This is a genomic window from Streptomyces sp. NPDC093089 (assembly GCF_044754405.1).
In the GTDB taxonomy this organism is placed as follows: domain Bacteria; phylum Actinomycetota; class Actinomycetes; order Streptomycetales; family Streptomycetaceae; genus Streptomyces.
The window spans coordinates 378833-395067 of the sequence record NZ_JBIVPA010000005.1; the positions used below are offsets into that span (position 1 = coordinate 378833).

At 71.4% G+C, this 16235-nt stretch carries 13 protein-coding genes; all 13 read left to right on the forward strand.

The annotated features are described in order from the left end of the window. The first annotated feature begins 28 nt into the window (after positions 1-28). The 13 genes from uvrC to ACIQFX_RS14460 all read left to right on the forward strand — a co-directional run bounded on the left by uvrC (position 29) and on the right by ACIQFX_RS14460 (position 16203). Positions 29-2032 carry an excinuclease ABC subunit UvrC gene (uvrC, locus tag ACIQFX_RS14400; RefSeq protein ID WP_402462438.1) on the forward strand — a complete coding sequence of 668 codons (2004 nt, stop codon included), beginning with the start codon at positions 29-31 and terminating at the stop codon, positions 2030-2032. Continuing rightward, entirely contained in the window at positions 2029-3006 is a 978-nt protein-coding gene (gene rapZ / locus ACIQFX_RS14405; RefSeq protein ID WP_402462441.1) for an RNase adapter RapZ, read from the forward strand. Before uvrC ends, rapZ begins: the two co-directional genes overlap by 4 nt. Further along, complete coding sequence (yvcK, locus tag ACIQFX_RS14410) at positions 3003-4031, forward strand: uridine diphosphate-N-acetylglucosamine-binding protein YvcK (protein WP_402462444.1); 1029 nt, start codon at positions 3003-3005, stop codon at positions 4029-4031. The genes rapZ and yvcK overlap by 4 nt, the downstream gene beginning before the upstream one ends. Beyond that, the gene (whiA, locus tag ACIQFX_RS14415; protein WP_017238652.1) at positions 4022-5011 is read left to right on the forward strand and encodes a DNA-binding protein WhiA; all 990 of its coding nucleotides are present in this window, start codon (positions 4022-4024) and stop codon (positions 5009-5011) included. Before yvcK ends, whiA begins: the two co-directional genes overlap by 10 nt. A gap of 164 nt (positions 5012-5175) precedes the next feature. Beyond that, a complete protein-coding gene (locus ACIQFX_RS14420) occupies positions 5176-8127 on the forward strand; it encodes a M14 family zinc carboxypeptidase (RefSeq protein WP_402462448.1) in 2952 nt (983 codons plus the stop codon). Between the two features lie 217 nt (positions 8128-8344). Next, positions 8345-9355 (forward strand): type I glyceraldehyde-3-phosphate dehydrogenase, encoded by a 1011-nt coding sequence (gap, locus tag ACIQFX_RS14425; protein ID WP_402462451.1) that lies wholly within the window; start codon positions 8345-8347, stop codon positions 9353-9355. 104 nt (positions 9356-9459) lie between these two features. Beyond that, positions 9460-10671 (forward strand): phosphoglycerate kinase, encoded by a 1212-nt coding sequence (locus ACIQFX_RS14430; protein WP_402462454.1) that lies wholly within the window; start codon positions 9460-9462, stop codon positions 10669-10671. 6 nt (positions 10672-10677) lie between these two features. Further along, complete coding sequence (gene tpiA, locus ACIQFX_RS14435; RefSeq protein WP_402462457.1) at positions 10678-11454, forward strand: triose-phosphate isomerase; 777 nt, start codon at positions 10678-10680, stop codon at positions 11452-11454. 97 nt (positions 11455-11551) lie between these two features. Then, complete coding sequence (gene secG, locus ACIQFX_RS14440; protein WP_030205174.1) at positions 11552-11782, forward strand: preprotein translocase subunit SecG; 231 nt, start codon at positions 11552-11554, stop codon at positions 11780-11782. Between the two features lie 77 nt (positions 11783-11859). Next, complete coding sequence (locus tag ACIQFX_RS14445; RefSeq protein ID WP_329856510.1) at positions 11860-12195, forward strand: RNA polymerase-binding protein RbpA; 336 nt, start codon at positions 11860-11862, stop codon at positions 12193-12195. Positions 12196-12354: 159 nt separating this feature from the next. Continuing rightward, positions 12355-14019: a glucose-6-phosphate isomerase gene (pgi, locus tag ACIQFX_RS14450; RefSeq protein ID WP_402462460.1), complete on the forward strand. Its 1665-nt coding sequence runs from the start codon at positions 12355-12357 to the stop codon at positions 14017-14019. Between the two features lie 4 nt (positions 14020-14023). After that, complete coding sequence (locus tag ACIQFX_RS14455) at positions 14024-14524, forward strand: PH domain-containing protein (protein WP_402462463.1); 501 nt, start codon at positions 14024-14026, stop codon at positions 14522-14524. Positions 14525-14679: 155 nt separating this feature from the next. Further along, positions 14680-16203, forward strand: coding sequence for a PH domain-containing protein (locus tag ACIQFX_RS14460; RefSeq protein ID WP_402462859.1), 1524 nt, complete (start codon positions 14680-14682; stop codon positions 16201-16203). Positions 16204-16235: the final 32 nt, after the last annotated feature.

The window sequence follows — 16235 nt, forward strand, 5'->3', positions numbered from 1 at the left end:
GTCGGTGGGCGACAGTAGGGTGGGGGGTATGGCAGACCCCTCCAGCTACCGCCCCAAGCCGGGTGAGATCCCCGACGAGCCGGGGGTCTACAAGTTCCGCGACGAGCACCGCAGGGTGATCTACGTGGGCAAGGCGAAGTCGTTGCGCCAGCGGCTGGCGAACTACTTCCAGCCGCTGACGAGCCTGCACCCGCGGACGGCGACGATGGTGACGACCGCCGCGTCCGTGGAGTGGACGGTGGTGTCGACCGAGGTCGAGGCGCTCCAGCTGGAGTACACCTGGATCAAGGAGTTCGACCCCCGGTTCAACGTGAAGTACCGGGACGACAAGAGCTACCCGTACCTCGCGGTGACGCTGAACGAGGAGTTCCCGCGGGTCCAGGTGATGCGCGGCCAGAAGAAGAAGGGCGTGCGGTACTTCGGGCCGTACGGGCACGCGTGGGCGATCCGCGAGACGGTCGACCTGATGCTGCGGGTGTTCCCGGTCCGCACGTGCTCGGCCGGGGTGTTCCGGAACGCCGCGTCGGCGGGCCGGCCGTGCCTGCTGGGCTACATCGGGAAGTGCGCGGCGCCCTGCGTCGGGCGGGTGTCGCCCGAGGAGCACCGCGAACTGGCCGAGGATTTCTGCGACTTCATGGCCGGCCGGACCGGCACGTACATCCGCAGGCTCGAGAAGCAGATGACGATCGCGGCCGAGGACATGGAGTACGAGAAGGCCGCGCGGCTGCGGGACGACATAGAGGCGCTGCGCCGGGCCATGGAGAAGAGCGCCGTCGTCCTCGCCGACGCCACGGACGCCGACCTGATCGCCCTGGCGGAGGACGAGCTGGAGGCCGCCGTCCAGATCTTCCACGTCCGCGGCGGACGCGTCCGCGGCCAGCGCGGCTGGGTCACCGACAAGGTCGAGGCCGTCGACACGGCGGGTCTCGTGGAGCACGCGCTCCAGCAGCTGTACGGCGAGGAGAGCGGCGAGGCGGTCCCCAAGGAGGTCCTGGTCCCGGCGCTGCCCGAGGACACGGCGGCGGTGACCGCGTGGCTGTCGGGCCGCCGCGGGTCCAACGTCTCGCTGCGGGTCCCGCAGCGCGGTGACAAGAAGGACCTGATGGAGACGGTCGCGCGCAACGCCCAGCAGGCGCTGGTGCTGCACAAGACGAAGCGCGCCAGCGACCTGACGACGCGCTCCCGGGCCCTGGAGGAGATCGCCGAGGCCCTGGACCTGGAGTCGGCGCCGCTGCGGATCGAGTGCTTCGACATCTCGCACCTGCAGGGCGAGGACGTGGTGGCCTCGATGGTGGTCTTCGAGGACGGGCTGCCCCGCAAGAGCGAGTACCGCCGCTTCCAGATCAAGGGCTTCGAGGGCCAGGACGACGTCCGGTCCATGCACGAGGTGATCAGCCGCCGCTTCAAGCGCTACCTGGCCGAGAAGGACCGGACGGGGGAGTGGGGGCCGGTCGGCGACGGCGACGGAGAGGTGCCGGGCGGCGGGGAGGTGCCGGCCGAGGACGACGGGCGGCCGAAGCGCTTCGCGTACCCGCCGCAGCTGGTGGTGGTCGACGGCGGGCAGCCGCAGGTCGCCGCGGCCCGCCGCGCCCTCGACGAGCTGGGCATCGACGACATCGCGGTGTGCGGGCTGGCCAAGCGCCTGGAGGAGGTGTGGCTGCCCGGCGACGACGACCCGGTGGTGCTGCCGCGGTCCAGCGAGGGCCTGTATCTGCTCCAGCGGGTACGTGACACGGCTCACGACTTCGCCATCCGCTATCAGCGCTCCAAGCGGACGAAACGCATCCGGACCAGCCCCCTTGACGCGGTCGCGGGGCTCGGCGAGACCCGGAAACAGGCGTTGATCAAGCATTTCGGCTCGGTGAAGCGGCTCCGGCAGGCGACAATCGAGCAGATCTGCGAGGTCCCCGGCATGGGCCGGAAGACCGCGGAGGCGGTCGTCGTGGCCCTCGCAGCGGCGGCTCCGGCCGCACCCGCCGTGAACACGGCGACAGGAGAGATCATGGAAGACGACGGGGGCGGCACGGCATGACCGCGCACGAGCAGGACCGGAACGAACCGCACGACCAGCACGACCGAGAAGACGGAGCAGGACACGTGAGTACGGGCACGAAGGAGACCCCCGGCGACAGCGGCGCCGAGGCGGCCATTCCCGAGCTGGTGATCATCTCCGGCATGTCCGGAGCCGGCCGGTCCACCGCGGCGAAGTGCCTGGAGGACCTCGGCTGGTTCGTCGTGGACAATCTGCCGCCCGCGCTGATCCCCACCATGGTGGAGCTCGGCGCCCGCTCCCAGGGCAACGTCGCCCGGATCGCCGTCGTCGTGGACGTCCGCGGCCGGCAGTTCTTCGACAACCTCAGGGAGTCCCTGGCCGACCTCGACGCCAAGCAGGTCACCCGCCGGATCGTCTTCCTGGAGTCGTCCGACGACGCCCTCGTCCGGCGCTTCGAGTCGGTCCGCAGGCCGCACCCGCTCCAGGGCGACGGCCGCATCACCGACGGCATCGCCGCCGAGCGCGACCTGCTGCGCGAGCTGCGCGGCGACGCCGACCTGGTGATCGACACCTCCAGCCTCAACGTGCACGAGCTGCGCGCCAAGATGGACGCCCAGTTCGCGGGCGACGAGGAGCCCGAGCTGCGGGCCACCGTGATGTCCTTCGGCTTCAAGTACGGCCTGCCGGTCGACGCCGACCTCGTCGTCGACATGCGCTTCCTGCCGAACCCGCACTGGGTCCCCGAGCTGCGCCCCTTCACCGGCCTCAACGAGGAGGTGTCGAACTACGTCTACAACCAGCCCGGCGCCAAGGAGTTCCTCGACCGCTACACGGAGCTGCTCCAGCTGATCGCCGCGGGCTACCGCCGCGAGGGCAAGCGGTACGTCACCGTCGCCGTGGGCTGCACCGGCGGCAAGCACCGCTCCGTGGCCACCGCCGAGCGGCTCGCCGCCCGCCTGGCGGCCGAAGGGGTAGAGACCGTCGTCGTCCACCGGGACATGGGGCGCGAGTGAAGCCGTACCGCCGGCGTACGTCCACCCTCTCGGTGCGGCGTACGCTCCGCAGGCGCGGCACCCAGCCCAAGGTCGTCGCACTGGGCGGCGGCATGGGCCTCTCCGCGTCCCTCGCCGCGCTGCGCCGGATCACCGGCGACGACCTCACCGCCGTCGTGACCGTCGCCGACGACGGGGGCTCCAGCGGCCGGCTCCGGGAGGAGCTCGGCGTGCTGCCGCCGGGCGACCTGCGCAAGGCGCTCGCCGCGCTCTGCGGGGACGACGACTGGGGCCAGACCTGGGCCCGGGTGATCCAGCACCGCTTCCAGTCCAAGGGCGAGATCAACGGCCACGCCGTCGGCAACCTGTTGATCGTGGCCCTCTGGGAGCAGCTCGGCGACCCCGTCCAGGCCCTGGACCTGGTGGGGCGGCTGCTCGGCGCCCAGGGCCGTGTGCTGCCCATGTCCTCGGTGCCCCTGGAGCTCCAGGCCCTGGTCAAGGGCCACGATCCGGAGCGGCCGGACGACGTGGACACCGTGGCCGGGCAGGCGACGGTGGCGCTCACCCCGGGCGAGGTGCAGTCCGTGCACCTGGTGCCGCACGACCCGCCCGCCGTGCCCGAGGCGGTCGCCGCGGTCCTCGACGCGGACTGGGTGGTGCTGGGCCCGGGTTCCTGGTTCTCGTCCGTGATCCCGCACCTCCTCGTCCCGGAACTCCTCGACGCCCTGGTCGAGACGAAGGCCCGGAAGGTGCTCTCGCTGAACCTCGCGCCGCAGCCCGGAGAAACAGAGGGCTTCTCCCCGCAGCGTCATTTGGAGGTTTTGGGACGACACGCCCCTAAACTCGCCCTGGACGTGGTGCTCGCCGACGAGGCGGCCGTGCCCGACCGCGAGTCCCTCGCCGATGCCGCCAAGCGGCTCGGTGCCGCGGTCGAGCTGGCGCCGGTGGCCGGGCCCGACGGCTCCGCGAAGCATGACCCGGAGCTGTTGGCCGCCGCGTACGACCGTATTTTTCGGATGCATGGAAGGATCGGCCCATGGCGATGACGGCAGCGGTGAAGGACGAGATCTCCCGGCTTCCCGTCACCCGGACCTGCTGCAGGAAGGCAGAGGTCTCGTCGATCCTGCGGTTCGCGGGCGGGCTGCACCTGGTGAGCGGCCGCATCGTGATCGAGGCGGAGCTGGACACGGCGATGGCGGCCCGCCGCCTCAAGCGCGACATCCTGGAGATCTTCGGGCACAGCTCCGAGCTGATCGTGATGGCCCCCGGCGGGCTGCGGCGCGGCTCGCGCTTCGTGGTGCGGGTGGTGGCCGGCGGCGACCAGCTGGCCCGCCAGACGGGCCTCGTGGACGGCCGCGGCCGTCCCATCCGGGGCCTCCCGCCGCAGGTGGTCTCCGGTGCCACCTGTGACGCCGAGGCGGCCTGGCGGGGCGCCTTCCTGGCGCACGGCTCGCTGACGGAGCCCGGCCGGTCCTCCTCCCTGGAGGTCACCTGCCCCGGGCCCGAGGCGGCTCTCGCCCTGGTCGGGGCGGCGCGCCGGCTCTCGATCGCGGCGAAGGCCCGCGAGGTGCGGGGGGTGGACCGGGTCGTCGTCCGCGACGGCGACGCGATCGGCGCCCTGCTGACCCGGCTCGGCGCGCACGAGTCGGTGCTCGCCTGGGAGGAGCGGCGGATGCGGCGCGAGGTCCGCGCCACCGCCAACCGCCTGGCCAACTTCGACGACGCCAACCTGCGCCGTTCGGCCCGCGCGGCGGTCGCCGCGGGCGCCCGGGTGCAGCGCGCGCTGGAGATCCTCGCGGAGGAGGTGCCCGAGCACCTGGCCGCGGCCGGCCGGCTCCGCATGGAGCACAAGCAGGCTTCCCTGGAGGAGCTGGGCGCGCTGGCCGACCCGCCGCTGACGAAGGACGCGGTGGCCGGCCGGATCCGCCGGCTGCTCGCGATGGCCGACAAGCGGGCACAGGACCTGGGCATCCCCGGGACCGAGTCCAACCTGACCGAGGAGCTCGACGACAGCCTGGTCGGCTGATCGGATCGATCACCCGTACGGAACGGTGAACTCCACGCTGCCGGTGCCTTTCTGAGGCGCCGGCAGCTTTTCCGTACCCCCGCGAGGCACCCTTGACAGGCCCATGGGCGCCCATGAGCCTGGCGTCTGTTCACCTTCGTGGCAGACAACAGCAAGGGGGGCTCATGAGACGCAGAGCGAGATCGATCCTCGCCGCGGCTTCACTGCTGATCGCGGGAGTGGCGGCGGCACCCGTCGCCGGAGCGCAGCCGGACGACCGGGACGGCGGCGACGCCCTGTCCGTGTGGCGCGCGGTGGTCACCAAGGAGCAGGTGCCCCTGCTCCTCGACGCCGGCGCCGACGCCCACGAACTCACCGAGCAGGTGCCCGCGAAGGGCTCCGCGACGGTCGAGCTCTTCCTCACCGGCCGGCAGGCCGGGCAGCTGCGCGGGCAGGGCGTCGAGCTCGCCGAGCACCACCTGACCGCCCAGGCCGAGAAGCGGGTCGCCGCCGCGGGGGACGGCGTCTTCCGCCCGTACGGAGGTCCGAACGGCCTCAAGCAGGAGATCCTGGACACCGCCCGGGCCAACCCCGGGATCACCAAGGTCGTCTCCCTCGGCAAGACCGTGAAGGGCCAGGACATCCTCGCCCTCAAGGTGAGCAAGGGCGCCCAGCGCGCCAAGGACGGCTCCAAGCCCGCCACGCTGTACCTGTCGAACCAGCACGCGCGCGAGTGGATCACGCCGGAGATGACCCGGCGGCTGCTCCACCACTACCTCGACGGCTACGGCAAGGACGAGCGGATCACCCGGATCGTCGACTCGACCGAGCTGTGGTTCGTGCTCTCCGCCAACCCGGACGGCTACGACTTCACGCACGCCGACCCGGAGAACCGGCAGTGGCGCAAGAACCTCCGCGACAACGACGGCGACGGGCGGATCGCCCCCGGCGACGGTGTCGACCTCAACCGCAACTTCGCCTACAAGTGGGGTTACGACAACGAGGGTTCGTCCCCCGACCCGGCCGACGAGACCTTCCGCGGCAAGGGCCCCATGTCGGAGCCCGAGACCAGGGCCATCGACGCCTTCCAGAAGCGGATCGGCTTCGCGTACGGCATCAACTACCACTCGGCCGCCCAGCTCCTGCTCTACGGCGTCGGCTGGCAGGTCGCCACCGACACCCCCGACGACGTGGCCCTCAAGGCCCTCGCCGGCACCCCGCAGAAGTCGGCCGTGCCCGGCTACCGGCCGCAGGTCTCCTCGGAGCTGTACATCACCAACGGCGAGGCGGACGGACACGCCGCCAACGTCAACGGGATGCAGATGTTCACCCCGGAGATGTCGACCTGCGCCACCGCCTCCCGGGTCGACCCGAACGACGCCTGGAACCCGGCCGACTGCGCCTCCGTCTTCACCTTCCCTGACGACGAGAAGCTGATCCAGGCCGAGTTCGCGAAGAACATCCCCTTCGCGCTCGCCGTCGCCGAGAGCGCCGCCCACCCGGACCGGCCCGTCTCCCCGGTCGGCATCGAAGCCCCCGACTTCACCCCCAAGTCCTTCGCCACCTCCTACGCCCGCGGCGGGGAGCAGGAGGTCGCGGTCACCGCGCGCAAGTCGCTGCGCGGCAAGACCCTGAAGTACCGGATCAACGGCGGCCGCACCCACGGCGAGGAGCTCGACGCCTGGCAGGGCGGCGAGACCTTCGGCGGCGAGGACAACGTCTACTTCGACGAGTACCGCGCCGAGGTCGAGGGCGCCCGCCCCGGCGACTCCGTCGAGGTCTGGTTCACCGCCCGCACCCGGGAGGGCAAGGCCACCTCCTCCGCCCCCTTCACCTACAAGGTGGCCGAACGCCCCCGCGGCGACGTGCTCGTCCTCGCCGACGAGGGCGGGACCACCGCAGCCCGGCACACCGCCGCGTACGTCGAGGCGCTGGCCGACAACGGCCGTTCCGCCGCCGTCTGGGACGTCGCCACCCAGGGCGCCCCGGACGCCCTCGGCGTCCTCTCCCACTTCCGCACCGTCGTCTGGTACACCGGCGCCGAGCGGCCCTCCGGGCCCACCCAGCTCGCCGTCCGGAGCTACCTGAACGAGGGCGGCAAGCTCGTCAACGCCGGCGAGAAGTCCGGCGGGCTCACCCAGATCGGCCGGGCCGAGTCCAACGACTTCGCCCAGTACTACCTCGGCGCGTACCACCGCGCGGGCCTCAAGACCCCGCCCGCCTTCACCGGCACCCGCGCCCTCGCCGGCACCGGCGCGGGCCTCGGCGCGGCCGCCGACAACCCGCTCGACAACGCGGGCGCGTACACGGTCACTTCGGACACCCTGAAGCCGAAGGAGTTCCCGCAGTTCGCGAGCAGCGCCGCCGCGGGTGACTACCCGGGCATCCGGACCCCGTTCGAGCCCGCCGAGGGCGCGTCGTTCGCCGCCGTCAAGCACGCCGACGACACCTGGGCCCGCCTCGCCAGGACCGTCGACCTCACCGGCGTTACGGCCGCGCAGCAGCCCCGCCTCGACTTCCAGGTCAGCTACGACACCGAGCCCGGCTACGACAACCTCGTCGTCGAGGCCCACACCGTCGGCCAGGACGACTGGACGACCCTGCCCGACCGCAACGGCGGCACGTCCAGCGAGCCCCCGGCCGACTGCGGCGAGGGCTACTACGTCCGCGGCCACCCCTTCCTCGCCCACTACCTCACCGTCGGCGAGGACGGCTGCGCGTCCACCGGCACCACCGGCTCCTGGAACGCCTTCACCGGCCCCTCCAACGGCTGGCGCCAGGCCTCCGTCGACCTGAGCGCCTGGGCCGGCAAGCGGGTCGAGCTCTCCGTCTCGTACGTCTCCGACCCCGGTACGGGCGAGACGGGCGCCTTCGTCGACGACACCCGGCTCGTCATCGGGTCCACCACCGAGGCGGAGGGCTTCGAGACCGCCTTCGGCGCCTGGACCGTGCCCGGCGCCCCGGCCGGCAGCCCCGGCAACGCCGCCGACTGGACGCGCTCCGCGGCGCTCTTCCACTCCCAGGCCGCGGTCACCACCCGGGACACCGTCCTCCTCGGCTTCGGCCTGGAGCACGTGCCCGGCGAGACCGACCGGGCGCGCCTCGTCGGCCGCGCCCTCGCGGTGCTCCGCCGCTGACGGAGAGTAGTGGGGACAAAGGTCCCATGGCGGCCCGTACCCGTTGGTAGGTACGGGCCGTCAGCTGTTTTTCCTCACTTTCCGGGCACGTCCGACTGCGCGCGATGTCACTGGCGGGCCCCTGGGGGGGTAGGGTCGTAAGCGGTCGGGGACATCCCAAAAAACAAAATCTCGCCGGCGTCGAGAACACCGGCGTACCTAACGAGGAGATCGGTTCGTGACGATCCGCGTAGGCATCAACGGCTTTGGCCGCATCGGCCGGAACTACTTCCGCGCGCTCCTTGAGCAGGGTGCCGACATCGAGATCGTGGCTGTCAACGACCTGGGTGACACCGCGACCACCGCACACCTGCTGAAGTACGACACCATCCTGGGACGCCTCAAGGCCGAGGTCACCCACACCGCCGACACCATCACCGTCGACGGCCACACCATCAAGGTGCTGTCCGAGCGCGACCCGGCCGACATCCCCTGGGGCGACCTGGGCGTCGACATCGTCATCGAGTCGACCGGCATCTTCACGAAGAAGGCCGACGCCGAGAAGCACATCGCCGGCGGCGCCAAGAAGGTCCTCATCTCGGCTCCGGCCACCGACGAGGACATCACCATCGTCATGGGCGTCAACCAGGACAAGTACGACGCGGCGCAGCACAACGTCATCTCGAACGCGTCCTGCACCACCAACTGCGTCGCCCCGATGGCGAAGGTCCTCGACGAGAACTTCGGCATCGTCAAGGGCCTGATGACCACGGTCCACGCGTACACCAACGACCAGCGCATCCTGGACTTCCCGCACAAGGACCTGCGCCGCGCCCGCGCCGCCGCGGAGAACATCATCCCGACCACGACGGGTGCCGCCAAGGCCACCGCCCTGGTCCTCCCGCAGCTCAAGGGCAAGCTGGACGGCATCGCCATGCGCGTTCCGGTCCCGACCGGCTCCGCCACCGACCTGGTCGTCACCCTCGACCGCGAGGTCACCAAGGACGAGGTCAACGCCGCGTTCAAGAAGGCCGCCGACGACGGCGACCTCAAGGGCATCCTCTTCTACACCGAGGACCCGATCGTCTCCTCGGACATCGTCAGCGACCCGGCGTCCTGCACCTTCGACGCCTCCCTGACCATGGTCCAGGAAGGCAACACGGTCAAGATCCTCGGCTGGTACGACAACGAGTGGGGCTACTCCAACCGTCTCGTCGACCTCACCGTCTTCGTCGGCGGCCAGCTCTAAACTTCAGGGCAGGCCATCGATGTGAGCAGGGCTCGGGCAGCGCAACGCCGCGCTGTGCGAGCCCTGTTTGTGTGCTCCACCGCGTACCAAGGAGTCTGTGACAGATGAAGACGATCGACGAGCTTCTCGCCGAAGGCGTCTCCGGCAAGCGGGTGTTCGTCCGCGCCGACCTCAACGTGCCGCTCGACGGCACCACCATCACCGACGACGGCCGCATCCGCGCCGTCGTCCCCACGGTCAAGGCGCTCGCCGATGCCGGCGCCCGCGTCGTGGTCGCCTCGCACCTCGGCCGGCCCAAGGGCGCCCCGGACCCGGCGTTCTCCCTCGCCCCGGCCGCCGCGCGCCTCGGCGAGCTGCTCGGCGCCGACGTGGCCTTCGCGACCGACACGGTCGGCGAGTCCGCCACCGCCACCGTCGCGGGCCTCGCCGACGGCGGGGTCGCCGTCATCGAGAACCTGCGGTTCAACGCCGGCGAGACCTCGAAGGACGACGCCGAGCGCGGCGCGTTCGCGGACCAGCTGGCCGCGCTCGCCGACGTGTACGTCGGCGACGGCTTCGGCGCCGTGCACCGCAAGCACGCCTCGGTGTACGACCTGCCGGGCAAGCTGCCGCACGCCGCGGGCTACCTCATCGCCACCGAGGTCGGCGTCCTGAGGAAGCTCACCGAGGACGTCCAGCGGCCGTACGTGGTCGCGCTCGGCGGCGCCAAGGTCTCCGACAAGCTCGGCGTGATCGACCACCTCCTGGAGAAGGCCGACCGCATCCTCATCGGCGGCGGCATGGCGTACACCTTCCTCAAGGCCCAGGGCCACGAGGTCGGCATCTCGCTGCTCCAGGAGGACCAGATCCCGGCGGTCCTCGACTACCTGAAGCGCGCCAAGGAGCGCGGCGTGGAGTTCGTCCTCCCCGTCGACGTCCTGGTCTCGGCCGAGTTCCCCGACCTGAAGACCAAGGCTCCGGCCAACCCGACCACGGTCGCCGCGGACGCCATCCCGGCGGACGAGGAGGGCCTGGACATCGGTCCGGAGACCCGTAAGCTCTACGCCTCGAAGCTCGCCGACGCCAGCACCGTCTTCTGGAACGGTCCGATGGGCGTCTTCGAGCACCCCGACTACGCCGAGGGCACCAAGGCCGTCGCCCAGGCGCTCGTCGACTCCCCGGCCTTCACGGTCGTCGGTGGTGGCGACTCCGCCGCCGCCGTCCGCATCCTGGGCTTCGACGAGAACGCATTCGGCCACATTTCGACCGGCGGCGGCGCCTCCCTCGAGTACCTCGAGGGCAAGACGCTTCCCGGCCTCGCCGCACTGGAGGGCTGACCCCTTATGAGCACGCGCACCCCGCTGATGGCGGGCAACTGGAAGATGAACCTCAACCACCTCGAGGCCATCGCCCACGTCCAGAAGCTCGCCTTCGCCCTGACCGAGAAGGACTACGACGCCTGCGAGGTCGCGGTCCTGGTCCCCTTCACCGACCTGCGGTCCGTCCAGACCCTGGTCGACGGCGACAAGCTGAAGATCAAGTACGGCGCCCAGGACATCTCGGCGCACGACTCCGGTGCCTACACCGGCGAGATCTCCGGCCTGATGCTGTCCAAGCTGAAGTGCGCCTACGTGGCCGTCGGCCACTCCGAGCGCCGCCAGTACCACGCCGAGAACGACGAGGTCTGCAACGCCAAGGTGAAGGCCGCCTTCAGCCACGGCGTGACCCCGATCCTCTGCGTCGGCGAGGGCCTGGACATCCGCAAGGCCGGCCAGCAGGTCGAGTACACCCTCGCCCAGCTCGACGGCGGCCTGAAGGACGTCCCGGCCGAGCAGGCCGAGACCATCGTGATCGCGTACGAGCCGGTGTGGGCCATCGGCACCGGCGAGGTCGCCACCCCCGAGGACGCCCAGGAGGTCTGCGGGGCGATCCGCGGCCGTCTCGCGGAGCTGTACTCGCAGGAGCTGGCCGACAAGGTCCGCATCCAGTACGGCGGCTCGGTCAAGTCCGGGAACGTCGCCGCGATCATGGCGCAGCCTGACGTCGACGGCGCCCTGGTGGGCGGCGCGGCGCTGGACGCCGACGAGTTCGTCAAGATCGTTCGCTTCCGCGACCAGTGAGTATGCGGTAGCGGAGTTACGTCGTACCCTTGCGGGGGTCGGGCAGGTGTCCGGCCCCCGTCCGTATAAGTCCGAGGAAGTTGGTCCAGCCGTGGTTATGGGGTTCTCGATCGCCCTGATCGTCTTCAGCGCGCTGCTGATGCTGCTCGTGCTGATGCACAAGGGGAAGGGTGGCGGCCTCTCCGACATGTTCGGTGGCGGTATGCAGTCCTCCGTCGGCGGCTCCTCGGTCGCCGAGCGCAACCTGGACCGGATCACCGTTGTGGTCGGTCTGCTCTGGTTCGCCTGCATTGTCGTACTCGGTCTGCTGATGAAGTTGGACGGGTAACTCCAATCACTGGACGCGCGTTGGGCCTTACGTAGACTGGGGCATCTTCGAGCACCATCACGCAGGGAGTTACGACCGTGGCAAGTGGCAACGCGATCCGGGGGAGCCGGGTCGGAGCGGGGCCGATGGGCGAGGCCGAGCGAGGCGAATCTGCGCCGCGCGCCCGCATCTCGTTCTGGTGCTCGAACGGGCACGAGACGCAGCCGAGCTTCGCCAGCGACGCGGCGATCCCGGACACCTGGGACTGCCCGCGCTGCGGCTTCCCGGCAGGTCAGGACCGGGACAACCCGCCGGACCCGCCGCGCACGGAGCCGTACAAGACTCATCTCGCCTATGTGCGTGAGCGGCGCAGCGACGCCGACGGCGAGGCGATCCTCGCCGAGGCGCTCGCCAAACTGCGCGGCGAGATCTGAGCGTGGTGTGACAATGTGACGAAAGGGCCCCGCCCGCGAACTCGATTCGCGGACGGGGCCCTTTCGCCGTTCGCGCCCGCCTTCGCGTCACCCGTCCCTCTGATCAATTAGGTTTGGGGGTGCAGCGGGGCAGACAAGCAGTACGAGAAGAAGTGGGCGATGTCCGAGATGACTACCGAAGGCCGTACCAGGCTCAACCGGCTGCCCGAGTGGGCGGCCCTCGGCAAGCACCGTGAGCAGCTGGGCGAGACCCATCTGCGCGAGCTGTTCGCCGCCGAGCCGACGCGCGGCACCGACCACACCCTGCGGGTCGGCGACCTCTACCTGGACTACTCCAAGCACCTCGTCACCGGCGAGACGCTGACCCTGCTGCGCGAACTGGCCGCCGCCACCGGCGTCGCCGAACTCCGCGACGCCATGTTCCGCGGCGAGAAGATCAACACCACCGAGGACCGGGCGGTCCTCCACACCGCGCTGCGCGCCCCCCGCGGGGCCGTGATCGAGGTCGACGGGGAGAACGTCGTCCCGGGCGTGCACGCCGTCCTCGACAAGATGGGAGCCTTCGCCGACACGGTCCGCGCGGGCACGTGGACCGGCCACACCGGCAAGCCGATCAAGAACGTCGTCAACATCGGCATCGGCGGATCCGACCTCGGACCGGCGATGGCCTACGAGGTCCTGCGGTCCTTCACCCAGCGGGACCTGACGTTCCGTTTCGTCTCGAACGTCGACGGCGCCGACCTCCACGAGGCCGTCCGCGACCTCGACCCGGCCGAGACGCTGTTCATCGTCGCCTCGAAGACCTTCACCACCATCGAGACGATCACCAACGCCACCTCCGCCCGCGACTGGCTGCTCGGCGGCCTCGGCGCCGGCCAGGAGGCCGTCGCCAAGCACTTCGTCGCCCTCTCGACCAACGCCGAGAAGGTCGAGGAGTTCGGCATCGACACCACGAACATGTTCGAGTTCTGGGACTGGGTCGGCGGCCGCTACTCCTACGACTCCGCCATCGGCCTCTCCCTGATGATCGCCATCGGCCCGGAGCACTTCCGGGAGATGCTCGACGGCTTCCACCTCGTCGACGAGCACTTCCGCACCGCCCCTCCCGAGGAGAACGCGCCGCTCCTCCTCGGCCTCCTCGGCGTCTGGTACGGCGCCTTCTTCGACGCCCAGTCGCACGCCGTCCTGCCGTACTCGCACTACCTGTCCAAGTTCACCGCCTACCTCCAGCAGCTCGACATGGAGTCCAACGGCAAGTCCGTGGACCGCGAGGGCAAGCCGGTCGACTGGCAGACCGGACCCGTCGTCTGGGGCACCCCGGGCACCAACGGGCAGCACGCCTACTACCAGTTGATCCACCAGGGCACCAAGACGATCCCGGCCGACTTCATCGGCTTCGCCCGGCCCGTGGCCGACCTGCTGCCCGGCCTCGTCGCCCAGCACGACCTGCTCATGGCCAACTTCTTCGCCCAGACCCAGGCGCTCGCCTTCGGCAAGACGCCCGAGGAGGTGCGCGCCGAGGGCGTCCCCGAGGAGCTCGTCCCGCACAAGACCTTCCGGGGCAACCACCCCACCACCACGATCCTCGCCGACGCGCTCACCCCGTCCGTCCTCGGCCAGCTGATCGCGCTCTACGAGCACAAGGTCTTCGTCCAGGGCGCCGTCTGGAACATCGACTCCTTCGACCAGTGGGGCGTCGAACTCGGCAAGGTCCTCGCCAAGCGGATCGAGCCGGTCCTGACCGACGGGGAGGGCGGCGAGCACCTCGACAGCTCGACCGCCGGACTCGTCACCGCCTACCGCTCGCTGCGCGACCGGGGCTGACCGCATGACGGGGGAGGGCGCGGTGCGGCTCCGGCCGCCCAGGAACGCCGTGGACGAGCGGGCCGTCGCCTGGTGGCGGTGGCAGCTCCTGATCACCACCGCCATGCCGGTCGTGGTGCTCGCCGTCCTCGGCGTGCTCATCGGGTCCGCCCGGTCCTGGCTGCTGCTCGCGGCCGGGGTCGTGGCGGCCCTGGGCCTCGCCTGCACCGCGTTCCTCCCCGCCTGGTGGTTCCGGGTCCACCGCTGGGAGGTCACCGACGACGCCGTCTACGTCCGCACGGGGGCCTTCCGGCAGGAGTGGCGGATCGCTCCGATGTCCCGGATCCAGACCGTCGAGACCGTACGCGGACCGCTGGAGCAGTACTTCGAGCTCGCCACGGTCACCGTGACCACCGCCTCCGCCAAGGGCGCGATCCGCATCGAGGGCCTCGACCACGAGCTGGCCGCCGGACTCGCCGAGCGGCTCACCCTCATCACCCGGGCGACCCCCGGGGACGCCACGTGAACGAGACGGCGGGCACGGAGGAGGCGGCGGGCACGGGGGAAGCAGCAGGGACGGAGAGGGCGGTGGACGCCGAGGACGCGGGCACGGGGGAGGCGGTCGTCGATACGGGGGAGGCGGCGGGCGCGGAGGAGGCCGGCGGCGCCGAGGCGGAGTGGCTGCGCCTGCATCCCCGTACCGTCCTCGTCCGGGTCGTCCTCCTCGCCGGCGTCCTCGCCGGCGCCGCACTGCCCGTCGCCTTCGGCCTGGCCGGCGACCGCCCGCTGTGGCAGGCCTTCGCCTGGGTCGCCACCGGGGTCGCGCTCGTCCTCGCCGCCGCCCTCGTCACCGAGACGGTCCGTTTCCGCCGCACCCGCTACCGCGTCGGCACCGAGCGGGTCGAGCTCCACACCGGGCTGCTCGTCGTGCAGCGCCGCTCGCTGGCCCGCGAACGCGTCCGCAGCGCCGACCTGAGCGCCAACCCCGTCCAGCGCGTCTTCGGCCTCGTCAAGGTCCGCGTCGGCACCGGCGAGCACAGCGCCGGCGGCGAGTCGACCCTCGCACTCGACCTGGTCACCCGGGCCGAGGGCGAACGGCTCCGGCGCGAACTGCTCGCCCGGGCCGCCGGGCCCGCCGGGGGCCCGGACGACGACAACGCCCTGGCCACCCTCGACCCGAGCTGGATCCGCTACGCACCCGTCTCCTTCCTCGCCCCCGCGCTCGGCGGCGCCGCCGTCGGAGCCGTCCTCCAGGTCAGCGAGTGGTTCGGCGCGCAGGGGAAGGTCATCCACTGGATAGGGGACCGATTCCAGGGCGTCTCCCTCCCCTGGGTGATCGTCGACCTGGTGCTCCTCGCCACCGTCACCGGAGCCGTCGGGGCCCTCGGCCTCTGGGTGGAGATGTGGTGGAACTACCGCCTGGAGCGCGAACCGGGCGGCACCCTCCGGGTCTCCCGCGGCCTCTTCACCGCCCGCTCGGTCTCCCTGGAGGAGCGGCGGCTGCGCGGGATCGAACTGGTCCAGCCGCTCGGCGTCCGGCTGTGCGGGGCCGCCCGCCTCGATGCCGTCGCCACCGGCCTCGCCCAGGACGACGGCGACCGGCACGCCGACCTCAAGAACCTGCTCCCGGCCGTCGACCGGGCCACCGCCGACCGGGTCGCCGCCCTCGTCCTGCGCGAGCCCGAGCCGCCCACCGGGGCACCCCTGACCGCCCACCCCCGGGCCGCCCGCACCCGGCGCGTGCGCTGGGCCCTGTGGAGCGTCCTCCCGCTCGCCGCGCTCCTCGCCCTCCTCGGCCTCCTCCTCACCCCGGTCCTGCTCTACGTGGCCGGGGGCTGCGCCGTCGTCCTCACCCCGCTCGCCGTCCTCTTCGCCCTCGACGCCTACCGCGGCCTCGGACACGGCATCAGCGGCGCCTACCTCGTCACCCGGTCCGGCACCCTCCGCCGCGCCACCGTCGCCCTCCAGCGCTCCGGCGTCATCGGCTGGACCGTCCGGCAGACCTACTTCCAGCGCAGGGCCGGCGTCCTCACCCTCACCGCCACCACCGCCGCCGGCTCCGGCGCCTACGCCATCCCCGACGCCGACGCCTCCGAAGCCCTCACCTTCGCCACCACGGCCGTACCCGACCTCCTCGCCCCGTTCCTGGAGCCCGTGCCGGGCGAAAGGGAAGCCGGTATCGAACGTGCGACCGGTGCACCGTAATATGTGCGGCTGATTCGGGGCCCGACCGCGGT